This window comes from Microbacterium sp. PA5, from assembly GCF_049860775.1.
Taxonomy (GTDB): domain Bacteria; phylum Actinomycetota; class Actinomycetes; order Actinomycetales; family Microbacteriaceae; genus Microbacterium.
This window is the reverse complement of record NZ_CP187567.1, coordinates 569,900-585,243: the sequence shown is the minus strand read 5'-3', so window position 1 is coordinate 585,243 and position 15,344 is coordinate 569,900. Positions and strand designations below refer to the sequence as shown.

Genomic DNA, 15,344 nt, shown 5'->3' with positions numbered 1-15,344 from the left:
GCATCCGCCGTACGCCGACGGAACCGGTATGAGAGGACTCTCATCCGGGAGAGCCGATCGGAAGCGTCCTCACGCGATGCGCGTGCCCGGCGGGAGTGCGCGGGCGGGCGTCCGCGTGCGCGCGAACGCCCATCCGAGCAGGCCGACGGCGAGCAGCAGCTGGACGCCGAGGCCGACGAACCAGCTCGGCACCGTCTGATCGAGGATCTCCTGCGGGGTGCGGTAGTCGCCCGCCTCCATCGGCGAGCACTCGTCCCATCCCACCGACTCGGTGTCCGGCGGGATCTGCGTCTGCCGGACGCCGATCTTCAGGTAGCCGAACACGTCCTCGGGGTTGCCGTCGCGGTCGAGCTGCGTCGGCGTCGCGTCGGCGAGGATGACGAACGGGTTGGCCGCCAGCATCCACCACACGCGATCGAAGCGCATCACGGGCTGCGTGTAGGTCGTCCAGTCCTCGCAGACGATGTTCTCGGGGTCGTCCCAGCACTCCGTGGAGCCGTCCTTGCAGACCGGCCCGTTCTCGTCGTAGACGGCCGAGCGCTCCGAGACGGTGACCTCCGTCACCATGCTCGATCCGACCAGCCCGAAGCCGATCACGGTGCCGATGGCCAGCGCCGCGACGACGAGATAGGTCGTGGCCACGGAGAACAGCGGCCGCGCGAGGATGCCGCTGAGCGCCACGCCGATCGCGGCGATGACGCCGATCTCGACGACGAGGACGACGAGCGACACCGCCACGGTGGCGGGGTGCACACCGCCGGCGAGGGTCGCGATCACGAGGAACGGCGCCGCGACGACGGCGAAGGCCAGTCCGGTGATCCAGGAGGCCACGAACTTGCCGAGCAGGATCTCGCCGGTGGTCGCCAGGGTCACCTGCACCGGCGCCAGCGTGGCGGCGTCCCGGTCGCCGTTGATGCTGTTCCCGCTGAGCGTCGGTGACACGAGGATCGCGAGCAGGAGCGTGATGTACACGACCGTCGAGTAGACGCCGGGACCGGTCTGCTCCTGGCCGCCGAACGAGAGGAACGCGAGGAACGTCGCCCCGACGAGCAGAAGGGCGAACACGCCCAGCAGGACGTACCACGACACGGTGCGCACCCGCTGGAGCAGCTCCAGCCGGGCGATCGTCCAGAGACGGCCGAGGCTCATCGCGCACCCCCTTCGAGGTCGAGGAAGGTGTGTTCGAGCATGCCGGTGGCGGCGGAGAACTCCGCCACCGGGAGCCCCGCCCCGATGAGGGCGGCGAGCCCGGAGGCGGCGTCGGCGTCCGAGGCGAACCCGATGAGGATGTCGCGCCGGTCGACCGGGACCAGCGCGGCGTCGATTCCGAGCGTCTGGGCGACGGGCAGCACGGCCGCCGTGGCGTCCCGGTCGGCCAGCCTGATCCGCCACGTGCGGGTGCGGGTGGCGGCCTCCGCCACCCGCTCGGAGCTGACGGTCGCGCCCTGCACGAGGAACACCGCGTCGTCGACGACCTCTTCGAGCTCGGAGAGGATGTGGCTCGAGATCAGGATCGTCCTGCCGTCGGCGGCGAGGCGTCGCAGCAGGCGCCGGAGGTCGATCCGCGCCTGCGGGTCCAGGCCCGACGCCGGCTCGTCCAGCAGCAGCACGCGCGGGTCGTGCACGAGCGCACGGGCCAGCCCCAGGCGCTGCTTCTGCCCGCGGGAGAGCACCTTCGCGGGGGCGTCGGCGAGCTCGACCAGACCGACCTCGGCCAGCAGCGTGGTGGCGCGCTCCTCGGCGACCCGCCGGTCGAGGTCGTACAGCCTCCCGGTGGTGACGATGGTCTCCCGCGCGGTGAGCGAGGGCCACGCACCGAGGGAGTCGGGCATCCACCCCAGCAGGGCGCGCGCGGCCGCGGGGTCGGACACCGGGTCGACACCCGCGATCCGGATGTCGCCGGCATCGGGGGTCAGGAGCGAGGCGAGCATGAGGAGGAGCGTGGTCTTGCCCGAGCCGTTCGGTCCGACGAGACCGGTGACGGCCCCCTCACGTGCGTCGAGCGAGACGTCGCGGACGGCGTGGACGTTCCCGAAGGAGCGCCGGACGCCGTGGGCGACGATGCCGGGGGTGGTCATGCGCTCACCCTAGGGGCTGGCTGCGGACGGGCGCCAACGCGGCGCACGCAGTCCCGGCATCCGCTCAGTCTTCGCGTCCGCCGAAGACCGCGACTGCGAGATCGGGGTGGTCGACGAAGACGCCGTCGACGCCGGTCGCGGCGATCTCCCGCCACTCGGCCGCGTAGTCGCCGAAAGCGGCGGGATCCGTGCCGAGCCGGTGCCGCGGTTCGAGGAAGAGGTTCTCGGGACGGCAGGTCCAGGTGAAGACCCGCAGGCCCCGCTCGTGCGCGTCGGCGACCAGGCCCGGGAGCGCGGCGCCCTGCGGGCCGACGAGCATCAGCTTGTCGACGCTGATCCCGTCGACCGCGCCGACCAGCCCGTCGAGCCCCACCGGCGACGAGAGCGCGCGGTACGTCGGCGCCTCCTCGCCGTCGGCGGCGACGAGGTCGTACGGACGGCCGTCCGCCTCGAAGAGGAAGACGTACTGGGCCCGGACGCCCCGGCCCCGCAGCTGCGAGAGGATCGTCGGCTCGAACGACTCGACGATGAGCGTTCCCTCCCCGTGCGCCCAGCCGGCGGCCTCGAGCTCGGCGTGCAGCAGACCCGCCACGTCGTGGCCGAGCGCCCCGAAGTGCGTGGCGTGCTTCACCTCGAGCACGACGCCGACCTCGCGCGACGCCGCGCGCACGAGGTCGAGGAGCTCACGCAGCCGCAGGGGCGGCTCCTGTCCGTCGAAGGCCGCGCTCTCCGGCCGCAGCTCCGGCAGGCGCTCGCGGCAGCGGAGGGTCGACAGCTCGTCCCAGGTGAAGTCCTCGGTGAACCAGCCCTCGAGCGGCACCCCGTCGACGATCCGCGTCGTGCGCCGGTCGGCGAAGCGCGGGCGGGCGGCGACATCCGTCGTGCCGCCGATCTCGTTCTCGTGACGGACGACGGCCACGCCGTCCTTCGTGAACACCACGTCGGGTTCCACGGCGTCGACGCCGAGCGCCACGGCGAGCTCGTACGACGACCGGGTGTGCTCGGGGCGCAGGCCCGGCGCGCCGCGGTGGCCGATGACGAGCGGACGGGAGGGACGGGTCACCGGTCCAGGCTAGAGGCCGTCGTGTTCGCTCAGGGCGAGCCGTTCATAGGGCACTCACAGCGCCACTCCCGAGACGCCGGAAATCAGGTCCGATACGCTGGATTGCACAGCACCGCGCTGTGTACCGACTCTGGAGTGAGAGAGACCATGGCCTCCGGCAACTTCGCATTCAACAACCCGGCGTTCCAAGAGCAGCGCCCGGGGCTCACGCCTCCGTCCGCCACGCAGGCGGGCGCGCAGACCCAGTACGCGTCGGCCGCACACCAGGGCGTCGACGCCGCTGCCAACGCCCAGCTCGAGGGCGCGTTCGCCGCTCCCCCGGCGGGCTCCATCCAGACCGGCCGCATGACCGTCGAGGACACCGTCGCCAAGACGCTCGGCCTGTTCGCCGTCCTGCTGGTCACCGCCGTCGTCGGCTGGGTGTGGACCCTGGGCGGCGCCTTCAGCCCCGACCAGATCGTCAGCGCCGAGCAGGTCACGATCATGCCGTGGATCATCGGCATGCTGGGCGGCTTCGTGCTGGCCATGGTCGTCTCGTTCACCTCGCGCAAGAAGGTCCGCCCCGCGCTGATCTTCGCCTACGCGGCCTTCGAGGGCCTCTTCGTCGGCGGCATCTCCGCGTACTTCGAGCTGCTGTGGCCCGGAATCGTCATCCAGGCCGCCCTGGCGACCCTCGCGGTCGTCGGCGTGGTGCTCGCCCTCTTCGCCAGCGGCAAGGTGCGCGCCTCGGCCCGGGCGAACAAGATCTTCCTCGTCGCGATCATCGGCTACGCCGTCTTCGGCCTCCTCAACCTCGTGCTGATGTGGACCGGCGTCACGCAGGGCATGTTCGGCCTCTACAGCGAGCCGAGCCCGCTGTTCGGCATCCCGTGGGGCGTCATCATCGGCGTCTTCGTGGTGCTGCTGGCGTCGTACTCGCTGGTGCAGGACTTCGACCTCATCCAGCAGGGCGTCCGCAACGGCGCCCCGCGTGAGTTCGGATGGCTCGGCGGCTTCGGCATCATGGTCACGGTCGTCTGGCTCTACATCGAGATCCTGCGCATCATCGCGATCATCCGCGGCAGCAACTGACGCGATCGATCCGTCGACGACGGGCCGTCCGGTACTCCGGGCGGCCCGTCGTCGTACGTGAGCGCGGCGGCGAGTTCACCCCCGACGCCGATGTGGCGTACGGTCGGGATCACCATGAGACGCGGTTCCAACCTGCCTGCGGTGGGTACGTACAACCAGACGCTCGTGCTCGATCTCATCCGCCGATCCGCTGCGGGGGTGAGCCGCAGCGAGCTCGCCGAGCGCACCGGCCTGTCCGCGCAGACCCTGAGCAACGTCGCCCGCAAGCTCGTCGACGAGGGCATGGTCGTCGAGGGTCCCCCGATCGTCGCGGGCAAGGGCAAGCCGCGCACGCCGCTGCAGTTGAATCCGCAGGCGCGCTACGCCGTCGGCATCCATCTCGACCCGGCCGTGGACACCTTCGTGCTCGTCGACATGCGGGGCACGGTCCTCGCCCATGCCGAGCACGCACCCCGCCACACCGACGGGCCGCAGCACCTCCTGGCCACCCTCGCCCGCCACGCCAACTCGCTGCTCGACGGCGCGGGGGTCCATCGCGACCGGGTACTGGGGATCGGCGTGGCCGCCCCGGGCCCCATCGACGTCGCGCGCGGCGCGCTCCTCGAGCCCCCGCTGCTCCCGGCCTGGCACAACGTCACCCTGCGCGACGACCTGCGTGACGCCACCGGCCTGCCGGTCATGGTCGAGAAGGACGTCGTGGCGGCGATGGTCGGCGAGCTGTGGGTGGATGCCGACCAGCAGCTGAGCGAGGCGATGTTCTTCTACTACGGCGCCGGCGTGGGCGTCGGGCTCGCCGTGGACGCGACGCCCGTGCGAGGCCGCACCGGCAACGCCGGCGACGTCGCGCACATCGTGGTCGAGGCCGACGGCCCGCTCTGCCACTGCGGGCAGCGCGGCTGCCTGGGCGTGGCCGTGGCGCCCGAACGCCTGATCGCGGAGGGCGTCGGTGCGGATGTGGTCGCCTCGCCGGCGCAGCTGCGGTCGATGCTGGGCGACCTCGCTCAGCGGGCGGTGGACGGCGACGCGGCGGTGTCGCGCGTGTTCGAGCGCACTGCGCAGTCGCTCGCGCGGGCGATGGTGATCATCAACAACCTCATGGACGCCGATGTGGTCGTCATCGGCGGGGCGATGTGGAGCCGCATCGCCGCCGCCATCGAGCCGCACCTCCGGCGCGCCCTCGCCGAGAGCACCGAGATCACCACGACGCGGGCCATCACGCTCGTCGGCACGCAGCTGAGCACCGACATCGCGGCACTGGGCGCCGCCTGCCTCGTCCTGGACGGCGCCTTCACCGCCCGTCCCGCGGGGCTCATGATCACCCCGCGCTGATCGCCTGCGCGATTCCCCGCGGTCCTCTTGATCTTTTAATCCATTTGGTTTAGAAAAAGGAGGGCGCGGCGCACCGCGCGCATCGAACAGCAAAGGAGCTTCGAATGAAGAGATCACTCACGTCCCGATCACTCAGCGCCGTGGGCCTCATCGGCGTCGCCGCGCTCACGGTCGGCCTCGCCGGCTGCGCGGGCGGGGGCGGAGATGCTGCGGACGACGACACGATCCGCGTCGCCTACCAGAAGACCGCCTCGTTCACCGCGATGGACGAGCTCATGAAGAAGGCCAAGGACGAGTACGAGGCTGCCAACGAGGGCAAGACCGTCGAGCTCGTTCCGATCGAGGCCGAGCAGGACCAGTACTTCACCAAGCTCGCGCTGATGAACGGCTCCCCCGACACCGCCCCCGACGTGATCTACGAGGACACGTTCCAGATCCGCTCCGACGCGGCCGCCGGCTACCTGCAGCCGATCGACGACTTCATCGCCGACTGGGACGGCTGGAGCCTCTACGACGACGGCGCAAAGCAGGCCGGCCTCGGCGACGACGGCAAGACCTACGGCATCTCGCTCGGCACCGACACGCGCGGCCTGTACTTCAATAAGGACATCTTCGAGGCGGCGGGCCTTCCGACAGACTGGGCACCCACCAGCTGGGACGACATCCTCGAGGCCGCCCGCACCATCAAGGCGAGCAACCCCGACGTCATCCCGTTCAACGTCTACGCCTCCAAGTCGCTCGGTGAGGCGACGTCGATGCAGGGCTTCGAGATGCTCCTCTACGGCACGGGCGACGAGCTCATGGACACCGACACCAACAAGTGGGTGACGGGGTCCCAGGGGTTCCGCGACGCGCTCGGCCTGTACCAGACGCTCGCCGAGGAGGGCCTCGGCCCCGATCCTGCCGAGGCGCTCGACGCCGGCTGGGGCTCGAAGGTGAGCACCGAGCTCCTCCCGCAGGGCAAGCTCGCGATCGCCCTCGACGGGTCGTGGCTGCCGAGCAACTGGATCTCGGGCGACAACGAGTGGCCCGAGTGGCAGGAGACGATGGGCTTCGCGGCGATGCCGACGAAGGACGCCGGAGGATTCACCTCGATGTCGGGCGGCTGGACGCTCGCGATGGGCGCGAACGCCTCCGACCCGCAGGCCGCCTTCGACTTCATCGCCCAGGCGCTGACGCCCGAAAACGCGCTCATGTACCACCAGGAGGCGGGTCAGATCGCGGTGCGCTCGGACGTCGCGTCGAGCCAGGAGTACCTCGACTTCAACCCGTCGTTCGAGTTCTTCTCCTCGCTCGTGCCGTACACGCACTTCCGTCCGGCCACGCCCGACTACTCGCAGATCTCGTCGAACATCCCCGTCGCGACCGAGGCGGTCTTCACCGGGCAGGCCACGCCCGAGGACGCCCAGGCCCAGTACGACTCCGCTCTCGTCGGCATCGTCGGCGAGGAGAACACGCAGGCCGGCTGATCCGCCCATGACCGCCGTCGCCTCGCGCGGCACGGTCGGCCGTGGCCGGGGGTCCTCCCCCCGGCCACGCGCCACCGACCGTGCGCTCATCCGCGCCCTCGCCCGCGCCCTTCCGCTCCTGCCCGCGATCCTGCTGCTGGCCGCGTTCATGCTCGGCCCGATCGTCTACTCGCTGTACGGGTCGCTCACCGACCGCGCCATGACCGGCCCGCGCGCGGCCAACCCCGAGTTCATCGGACTCGACAACTACGCGGCGCTGTTCGCCTCGCCCGACTTCTGGAACTCGCTCTGGCTGACCGTGGTGTTCATCCTCGCGTCGGCCGTCATCGGCCAGAACGTGCTCGGGATGCTGCTCGCGGTGCTCCTGCGCAGCGCGGTCAAGCCGCTGCGCTCTCTCGTGGGCGGCCTCGTCGTCCTCGCGTGGGTGCTGCCCGAGATCGTCGCCGCCTTCGCGCTCTACGCGTTCTTCTCGAAGGACGGCACGCTCAACCTCATCCTCGGCTGGTTCGGTCTCGAAGGGACCAGCTGGCTCTACTACCTGCCGATGCTGTCGGTGATCGTCGCGAACATCTGGCGCGGCACCGCGTTCTCGATGATGGTCTACAACGCCGCCCTGGCAGAGGTACCGCCCGAGCTCACCGAGGCGGCCACCATCGACGGCGCGGGCGCGTGGCAGCGCTTCACGCGGGTGACGCTGCCGGTGATCCGGCGCTCCATCTCCACCAACCTGCTGCTGACGACACTGCAGACCCTGGGCGTCTTCACGCTCATCTGGGTGATGACCGGCGGCGGTCCGGGCACGCAGTCCTCGACCCTGCCGGTGCTCGCCTTCCAGGAGGCCTTCAAGTTCGCGCAGGTCGGCTACGGCACCGCCATCGCCACCGTCACCCTGCTGATCGGCGCCGTGTTCTCGATCGTGTACATCAAGATCCTGAAGCCGGAGGTGGACTGACATGGCCCGCCGTTCCTCGCCCGTCAGCGTCGCCGCGCCCCGCAAGCGCACGCAGACCCTGCTCGCCTCGGTGATCCTCGCGGTGATCGGCGTGCTGTTCCTCGTCCCCCTGCTGTGGATCGTCTTCGCCTCGGTCAACGAGAACGCGACGGTGTCGATGTCGCTGCCCGAGAACTGGACGCTCGACAACTACACGCAGGTCATGACGTGGGAGCTCACGTGGCAGCCGCTGCTGAACTCCATCGCCATCTCGCTTGGCACCGCCGTCATCACAGTCATCGCCGGGGTGCTCGCCGCCTACCCGCTGTCGCGGTACCGCATGCGCTTCCAGCGGTCGTTCATGTACGCGATCCTCTTCGGCACCGGCCTGCCCATCACCGCGATGATGGTGCCGGTCTATTCGCTGTTCGTGACGCTGAAGCTCCTGGACTCCGTCTGGGGCGTCATCCTGTTCATGGCCGCGACGTCGCTGCCGATGGCGATCTGGATGCTGAAGAACTTCATGGACTCGGTGCCGATCTCCCTCGAGGAGGCTGCCTGGGTCGACGGCGCCGGCTCGATGCAGGCCCTCGCCCGCGTCGTGCTGCCGCTCATGCGACCGGGCCTCGGCGTCGTGTTCATCTTCGTGTTCACGATGGCGTGGGGGAACTTCTTCGTCCCGTTCGTGCTGCTCTTCTCGGCCGACAAGTTCCCCGCCGCCGTGTCGATCTTCAACTTCTTCGGACAGTACGGCTCGATCGCCTACGGCCAGCTGGCCGCGTACTCGGTGCTCTACGCGACGCCGATGGTCCTCCTCTACGTCCTGGTGCAGCGACTCTCCGGCGGCGCGTTCGCGCTGGCCGGATCGGTCAAGGGCTGAGCGCCCGGCGCCGCACCACATCCCGCCACCTGAAAGGCAGTACCCATGCACGACCGCTCCGCCCTCGCCGCGCTCCGCATCGACCGGTTCGTCCGCGAGCGTCTCGAGAGCAGCATCCACCGGGCCGCCGAGCCGCTCGTCCTCGAGCACTGGAACGCCCCCGGCGAGCCGGTGACGTTCGACGAGGCGGCCGCGGGCGAGTACCGCCCGATCGCCGCGGGTGACCGCTGGGGCCGCCCGTGGGGGACCACCTGGTTCCGTGTGCGCGGGGCCGTGCCCGAGGCGTGGCGCGAGGAGTCGGGGGACCTCCCGGCCCGCACGCGGGCGGAAGTGGTCGTCGACCTCGGGTACACGACCGGACAGCCCGGCTTCCAGTGCGAGGCGATGGTCTGGGACACCGCCGGCCACCCGGTGCGCGGCATCGCACCGCTGAACAACGCGGTCGCCGAGGCCGTCGCCGCCGACGGATCGATCGACGTGTACATCGAGGGCGCCTCCAACCCCGACGTCGGCAGCCTCTTCACGTTCGATCCCACGCCCGTGGGCGACCCGTCGACCGCGGGCACCGACCCCATCTATACGCTCCGTCACGTGGAGGTGCGCCTGCGCGACCTCGAGGTGGCAGCCCTGCTGGCCGACACCCGCGCGCTGCGGGGCCTGGCCGGACAGCTCGACGCGGGCTCGCCTCGCCGCGCCGACATCCTGCTCGCCCTTGAGCGGATGATCGACACCGTCGACCCCCACGACGTCGCCGGCACCGCGCGCGCCGGGCGCGCCGTGCTGGCGCCGCTGCTCGCCAGCCCCGCGGCGGCGAGCGCCCACACGCTGCACGCCGTGGGTCACGCGCACATCGACTCGGCGTGGCTGTGGCCGGTGCGCGAGACCGTGCGGAAGGTGGCGCGCACCTTCTCGAACGTCCTGTCGCTCATGGACGAGGATCCGGAGTTCGTCTTCGCCGCGTCCTCCGCGCAGCAGTACAAGTGGATGAAGGAGTACTACCCCGACCTCTTCGAGAGGATCCGGCAGCGGGTCGCCGAGGGACGCTTCGTGCCCGTCGGCAGCATGTGGGTCGAGTCCGACACGAACATGCCCGGCAGTGAGGCGATGGCCCGCCAGTTCGTCGCAGGCAAGGGATTCTTCCTGCGCGAGTTCGACCTCGACACCCCCGAGGTGTGGCTGCCGGACTCGTTCGGCTACAGCGGAGCGCTGCCGCAGATCGCGCGGGCAGCCGGCGCACGCTGGTTCCTCACGCAGAAGACGTCGTGGAACGAGACGAACCGCATGCCCCACCACACCTTCCGCTGGGAGGGCATCGACGGCACGCGCCTGTTCACGCACTTCCCGCCGGTCGACACGTACAACTCCGTCATCTCGGCGGCCGAGCTCGCCCACGCCGAGCGCAACTACGCCGACAAGGGCCGCGGCACCGTGTCGCTCCTCCCCTACGGCTTCGGCGACGGCGGCGGCGGACCGACGCGCGAGATGACCCAGGCGATCGCGCGGACGGCATCCCTCGAGGGATCGCCGCGCGTCGCGCACAGCACGCCCCGCACCTTCTTCGAGACGGCCGAGGCGGAGTACCCGGACCCTGAGGTGTGGGTCGGGGAGCTCTACCTCGAGTTCCACCGCGGCACCTACACGAGCCAGCTCGCCACCAAGCAGGGCAACCGCCGCAGCGAGCACCTGCTGCGCGAAGCCGAGCTGTGGGCGACGGCGGCGACCGTGCGGACCGGCGCGGAGTATCCCGCCGAGCGGATCGCCCGGGCGTGGGAGACGGTGCTGCTGCAGCAGTTCCACGACATCCTGCCCGGGTCCTCGATCGCGTGGGTCTTCCAGGACGCCGAGCGCAACTACGCGGCGGTGGCGCGCGAGCTCGAGGACATCATCGCGACGAGCCTGCGCGCCCTCGCCGGCACCGGCGAGCGAACGCTGCAGGTCAACGCCGCCCCGCACGACCGCAGCGGAGTGCCCGCCCTGGGCGCCGCGGCCGCTCCGGGCGCCGCGCGGACGGCGCCGCAGCCCGACGGCGACGGATGGATCCTCGACAACGGCGTGGTGCGCGTGCGCGTCGACGCCCGGGGGCTCGTGACGTCCGCCGTGGACCTCGCCTCGGGACGTGACGCGGTCGCGCCGGGAACCCCCGCGGGACTCCTCCAGCTGCACCGCGACACCCCGACTCAGTGGGACGCGTGGGACGTCGACGTGCACTATCGCAACACGGTGACCGACCTGACCGACGCGGTCGACGTGCGCGCCGACGGCGACGCGATCGTCGTGGAACGCCGCTTCGGCCGCTCGCGCATCGTGCAGCGGATCTCGCTCGACGCGGGCGCTCGCGTGGTCTCGTTCGGCTTCGACATCGACTGGCAGGAGACCCAGAAGCTTCTGAAGCTCGCCTTCCCGATCGACGTGCACACCGACTCGGCGACCTCCGAGATCCAGTTCGGGCACATCGAGCGCGCCACGCACACGAACACCTCGTGGGATGCGGCGCGGTTCGAGACGGTCGCGCACCGCTGGATCCGGGTCGCCGAGCCCGACTTCGGCGTCGCGGTCGTGAACGACTCCACCTACGGGCACGACGTGACCCGCAGTGCACGGGCGGCCGGGGGCGGGACCATCAGCACGGTGCGACTCTCGCTCATCCGCTCGGCGCTCTTCCCCGACCCGACGCAGGACATCGGGGAGCACGCGCTGCAAGTGGGTCTCGTCGTCGGGGCCGGCGTGGTGGACGCCGTCACGGAGGGATACCGCATCAACCTTCCGGTCCGCACGGTCGAGGGCGCCGCGCACGAGATCGCACCGATCGTGACCGTCGATGACCCGGGCGTCGTGGTCGAGGCGGTCAAGCTCGCCGAGGACGGCAGCGGCGACGTGGTCGTCCGCCTCTACGAGGCACGAGGCGTGCGCGCGGCCGCGACCATCACGGCGTCGTTCGGTGCGCAGGGTGTGGTCGAGACCGATCTGCTCGAACGCGAGACGGCGCCGGCCGCGGTGCGGTCGGTGGAGACGGGCGCAGAGACGGCTGCGGCGACACTCGCCCTCCGCCCCTTCCAGATCGTGACGCTGCGCTTCGCGCGCTGAACCATCGGAACGAGGGAGGGAGGAACACGGAGGCATGCATGCGGCCGCCCTCCTGTCGACCCCGTGACAGCAGGCGGCCCTGGGGTTAGCGTGAACCCGTGGCAGCCGGGAAAGAGACGTTCCTCGACATCGGGGGGCACGAGGTGCGCATCTCGAGCCCCGACAAGGTGGTATTCCCCGAGGCCGGGCTGACCAAGCTCGACCTCGTCGAGTACTACCTCGCGGTCGCCGAGGGGGCCCTCCGCGGCGCCGGCGGCCGGCCGATGGTGCTCAAGCGCTTCGTGAAAGGCATCGCCGCCGAGCCCTTCTTCCAGAAGCGCGTACCTGAAGGCCACCCCGATTTCATCGACACCGCGACCTTCCACTACGCCTCGGGAACCTCGGCGGAGGAGGCGGTGATCCGGGATGCCGCCGGCCTCGCCTGGATCGTCAATCTCGGCTGCCTCGACCTCAACCCGCATCCGGTCCGCGCCGAGGACCTCGACCATCCCGACGAGCTGCGCATCGACCTCGACCCCATGCCCGGCGTCGACTGGAGTCAGATCGTCGACACCGCCTTCGTCGCGCGGGATGTCCTGGAAGACCACGGCCTCGTCGGCTGGCCGAAGACGAGCGGATCCCGGGGACTCCACATCCTCGTGCGGATCGCGCCTCGCTGGACGTACCCCGAGCTGCGGCTGGCGGCCGAGTCGCTCGCCCGCGAGGTCGCCGAGCGCGCTCCCGGGCTGGCGACGGCGCGCTGGTGGAAGGAGGAACGCGGCGAGAGCGTCTTCGTCGACTTCAACCAGAACGCCAAGGATCGCACCGTCGCCTCCGCCTATTCGGTGCGTTCCCTCCCCGACGCGCGGGTGTCGACGCCGCTCACGTGGGAAGAGGTGCGGTCGATCCGCCCCGAGGAGTTCACCGTGCCGACGGTGCGGCGACGGTTCGCCGACCAGGGCGATGCCCACGCCGGGATCGACGAGGCGCCGGGGGCCCTCGACGGCCTCCTCGCCCTCGCCGAGCGGCTCGGGCCGGCGGAGAAGCCGCCGCGGGGCTCGAGCGCGACGGGCTCCGGCGACGGCCGGCGCGCGTCCGTCATGCCTCTCATCGAGATCGCCCGCACCAAGACGAAGCCCGAGGCCGAGGCGGCGCTGGACGAGTGGCGGTCACGGCATCCCGCCGTCGCCGCGCAGCTCCACCCGGCCGATGTGCTCGTCGACGGCATGCGCGGGTCGAGCTCGCTCTGGTACCGCGTGCGCGTCAACCTGCAGCACATCGACGAAGAGGAGCGGCCCCCGCAGGAACCGCTCCTCTCCGACTACGATCCGTGGGCGTCGCGGCGCTGACCCGCCGTCACTCCCACTCGATGGTCCCCGGGGGCTTGCTCGTGACGTCGAGCACGACCCGGTTGACCTCGCGCACCTCGTTGGTGATGCGGTTGCTGATCTTCGACAGCACGTCGTAGGGGATCCGCGTCCAGTCGGCGGTCATCGCGTCCTCGCTGGAGACCGGACGCAGCACGATCGGATGCCCGTAGGTGCGGCCGTCGCCCTGCACGCCCACCGAACGGACGTCGGCGAGCAGCACGACGGGGCACTGCCAGATCTCGCCGTCGAGGCCGGCCTTGGTCAGCTCCTCGCGGGCGATGGCGTCGGCGTCACGCAGGATCTCGAGGCGGTCAGCGGTGACCTCACCCACGATCCGGATGCCGAGGCCGGGGCCCGGAAACGGCTGGCGCGCGACGATGACCTCGGGAAGGCCCAGCTCGCGCCCGATGGCGCGGACCTCGTCCTTGAAAAGCGTCCGCAGCGGCTCGACGAGCTCGAACTGGAGGTCTTCCGGCAGGCCGCCCACGTTGTGGTGGCTCTTGATGTTGGCCGTCCCCGTTCCGCCGCCCGACTCGACGACGTCGGGGTAGAGCGTGCCCTGCACGAGGAAGCGGATGGGGTCGCCCTCGGCCGCGGCCTCCGCGATCAGGTCGGACTGCACCTTCTCGAACGCGCGGATGAACTCGCGACCGATGATCTTGCGCTTCTGCTCGGGGTCGCTCACCCCGGCGAGCGCCGTCAGGAACGTCTCGCGCGCGTCGACGGTGATGAGGCGGACGCCCGTGGAGGCCACGTAGTCGTTCTCGACCTGCTCGCGCTCACCCTTGCGGAGGAGGCCGTGGTCGATGAACACGGCGATGAGCTGATCGCCGACGGCCTCGTGCACGAGGGCGGTGGAGACGGCCGAGTCGACGCCGCCCGACAGCGCCGACAGCACGCGGCCGGAGCCGACCTGGGCGCGGATCTTCTCGACCTGCTCGGCGATGACGTTGCCGCTGTTCCAGTCGGCGGGAAGGCCGGCCGCCTTGTGGAGGAAGTTGACGATGACGTCCTGGCCGTAGTCGGAGTGCTTGACCTCGGGGTGCCACTGCACGCCGTAGAAGCACTTCTCGGCATTGCCGAAGGCGGCCACCGGCGTCGCCGCCGTCGAGGCGAGCACCTCGAAGCCTGCGGGGGCCGCGGACACCTGGTCGCCGTGGCTCATCCACACGTTCTGCTGCGCGGGCTGGCCGCCCAGGAGCACGCCTCCGTCGTTGGCCACGACGGCATCCGTGGCGCCGTATTCGCGGAGCCCCGTGTTGGCGACCTCGCCGCCCAGCTGCTGGGCCATCACCTGGAAGCCGTAGCAGATGCCGAGGGTCGGGATGCCGAGCTCGAGCACGCCCGGGTCGAGCGTGGGCGCTCCCGGCTCGTACACCGACGACGGTCCGCCGGACAGGATGATCCCGACGGGGTCCTTGGCGGCGATGTCCTCGGCGGTCGCCGTGTGCGGGACGATCTCGCTGTAGACGCCGGCCTCGCGGACGCGCCGCGCGATCAGCTGCGCGTACTGCGCGCCGAAGTCCACGACGAGGACGGGGCGCTGGGCCGTTTCGGTCTGTGTGGTCACCGGGAGCCTTCCGAGGCGGGGACGGACGGGACGGATTCGGCGGCTTCGCGGTCGGCGAGATAGGTCCGCACCTCGCGGGCCACGCGCGTCTCCATGATGAACGAGAGGAGCGGCACGATGCCGCCGAGGGCGAGGAGCACGAAGCGCACGAAGGGCCAGCGCATGAGGCTCCAGATGCGGAAGCACGAGAACAGATACACGACGTAGAACCAGCCGTGCGCGACCAGGATGAACAGCGAGATGTTGAAGCCGTCGCCGGCGGAGGCCATCTCGCAGCCGTTGCCGCCCGGGATGAACAGCGAGAACCACTCGCAGCCGGGGCCCGGGATCGCCGGGGCGAACCAGAGCAGGCCGCCCGAGCCGCCCGCGAAGAGCTCGACGTGCAGCGGGGTGTACTTGAGGATCATCTCGGCGACCAGCAGCAGCAGCCCGACGCCCGTGATGATCGACGCCACCTGGTAGAACTTCAGCGCTCCGCGGATCGCCGGAAAGGTGGCGAGTTTGGGCTGAGGCATGGCTC

At 70.7% G+C, this 15,344-nt stretch carries 12 protein-coding genes; 7 read left to right on the top strand and 5 right to left on the bottom strand.

Annotation, left to right across the window (positions count from 1 at the left end; all coding sequences use genetic code 11):
* Nucleotides 1-69: 69 nt before the first annotated feature.
* From ACPWUT_RS02700 to ACPWUT_RS02690, 3 genes are all read right to left on the bottom strand, one after another.
* Nucleotides 70-1,149, bottom strand: a complete 1,080-nt coding sequence (locus ACPWUT_RS02700) for an ABC transporter permease (protein WP_425840343.1) — start codon at nt 1,147-1,149, stop codon at nt 70-72.
* On the bottom strand, nt 1,146-2,078 hold the full coding sequence (locus ACPWUT_RS02695) for an ABC transporter ATP-binding protein (RefSeq protein ID WP_425840340.1): 933 nt from the start codon (nt 2,076-2,078) through the stop codon (nt 1,146-1,148). Before ACPWUT_RS02695 ends, ACPWUT_RS02700 begins: the two co-directional genes overlap by 4 nt.
* 64 nt (nt 2,079-2,142) lie before the next feature.
* Complete coding sequence (locus ACPWUT_RS02690; protein WP_425840337.1) at nt 2,143-3,141, bottom strand: glycerophosphodiester phosphodiesterase family protein; 999 nt, start codon at nt 3,139-3,141, stop codon at nt 2,143-2,145.
* Nucleotides 3,142-3,288: 147 nt separating this feature from the next.
* Here ACPWUT_RS02690 and ACPWUT_RS02685 point away from each other — a divergent pair, with 147 nt between their 5' ends.
* The 7 genes from ACPWUT_RS02685 to ligD all read left to right on the top strand — a co-directional run bounded on the left by ACPWUT_RS02685 (nt 3,289) and on the right by ligD (nt 13,233).
* On the top strand, nt 3,289-4,212 hold the full coding sequence (locus tag ACPWUT_RS02685) for a Bax inhibitor-1/YccA family protein (RefSeq protein ID WP_284530363.1): 924 nt from the start codon (nt 3,289-3,291) through the stop codon (nt 4,210-4,212).
* 114 nt (nt 4,213-4,326) lie between these two features.
* Entirely contained in the window at nt 4,327-5,541 is a 1,215-nt protein-coding gene (locus tag ACPWUT_RS02680; RefSeq protein ID WP_425840334.1) for an ROK family transcriptional regulator, read from the top strand.
* A 104-nt stretch (nt 5,542-5,645) separates the two neighbouring features.
* Complete coding sequence (locus ACPWUT_RS02675) at nt 5,646-7,010, top strand: extracellular solute-binding protein (RefSeq protein ID WP_284530296.1); 1,365 nt, start codon at nt 5,646-5,648, stop codon at nt 7,008-7,010.
* A gap of 7 nt (nt 7,011-7,017) precedes the next feature.
* The gene (locus tag ACPWUT_RS02670) at nt 7,018-7,962 is read left to right on the top strand and encodes a carbohydrate ABC transporter permease (RefSeq protein WP_284530294.1); all 945 of its coding nucleotides are present in this window, start codon (nt 7,018-7,020) and stop codon (nt 7,960-7,962) included.
* Between the two features lies 1 nt (nt 7,963).
* On the top strand, nt 7,964-8,821 hold the full coding sequence (locus ACPWUT_RS02665) for a carbohydrate ABC transporter permease (protein WP_284530292.1): 858 nt from the start codon (nt 7,964-7,966) through the stop codon (nt 8,819-8,821).
* A gap of 45 nt (nt 8,822-8,866) precedes the next feature.
* Entirely contained in the window at nt 8,867-11,905 is a 3,039-nt protein-coding gene (locus tag ACPWUT_RS02660) for an alpha-mannosidase (protein ID WP_425840328.1), read from the top strand.
* A 98-nt stretch (nt 11,906-12,003) separates the two neighbouring features.
* The gene (ligD, locus tag ACPWUT_RS02655; RefSeq protein ID WP_425840325.1) at nt 12,004-13,233 is read left to right on the top strand and encodes a non-homologous end-joining DNA ligase; all 1,230 of its coding nucleotides are present in this window, start codon (nt 12,004-12,006) and stop codon (nt 13,231-13,233) included.
* 7 nt (nt 13,234-13,240) lie between these two features.
* Here the strand turns inward: ligD and guaA are convergent, their stop codons facing one another.
* Together guaA and ACPWUT_RS02645 are read right to left on the bottom strand one after the other, a co-directional pair.
* Nucleotides 13,241-14,824: a glutamine-hydrolyzing GMP synthase gene (gene guaA, locus ACPWUT_RS02650; protein ID WP_284530289.1), complete on the bottom strand. Its 1,584-nt coding sequence runs from the start codon at nt 14,822-14,824 to the stop codon at nt 13,241-13,243.
* Complete coding sequence (locus ACPWUT_RS02645) at nt 14,821-15,339, bottom strand: DUF3817 domain-containing protein (RefSeq protein ID WP_284530288.1); 519 nt, start codon at nt 15,337-15,339, stop codon at nt 14,821-14,823. The genes guaA and ACPWUT_RS02645 overlap by 4 nt, the downstream gene beginning before the upstream one ends.
* Between the last annotated feature and the right edge of the window lie 5 nt (nt 15,340-15,344).

Coding starts and splice junctions, on each gene's coding strand:
- ACPWUT_RS02700 (WP_425840343.1), bottom strand. CDS start 1,149: ATGAGCCTCGGCCGTCTCTGGACGATCGCCCGGCTGGAGCTGCTCCAG.
- ACPWUT_RS02695 (WP_425840340.1), bottom strand. CDS start 2,078: ATGACCACCCCCGGCATCGTCGCCCACGGCGTCCGGCGCTCCTTCGGG.
- ACPWUT_RS02685 (WP_284530363.1), top strand. CDS start 3,289: ATGGCCTCCGGCAACTTCGCATTCAACAACCCGGCGTTCCAAGAGCAG.
- ACPWUT_RS02680 (WP_425840334.1), top strand. CDS start 4,327: ATGAGACGCGGTTCCAACCTGCCTGCGGTGGGTACGTACAACCAGACG.
- ACPWUT_RS02675 (WP_284530296.1), top strand. CDS start 5,646: ATGAAGAGATCACTCACGTCCCGATCACTCAGCGCCGTGGGCCTCATC.
- ACPWUT_RS02670 (WP_284530294.1), top strand. CDS start 7,018: ATGACCGCCGTCGCCTCGCGCGGCACGGTCGGCCGTGGCCGGGGGTCC.
- ACPWUT_RS02665 (WP_284530292.1), top strand. CDS start 7,964: ATGGCCCGCCGTTCCTCGCCCGTCAGCGTCGCCGCGCCCCGCAAGCGC.
- ACPWUT_RS02660 (WP_425840328.1), top strand. CDS start 8,867: ATGCACGACCGCTCCGCCCTCGCCGCGCTCCGCATCGACCGGTTCGTC.
- ACPWUT_RS02645 (WP_284530288.1), bottom strand. CDS start 15,339: ATGCCTCAGCCCAAACTCGCCACCTTTCCGGCGATCCGCGGAGCGCTG.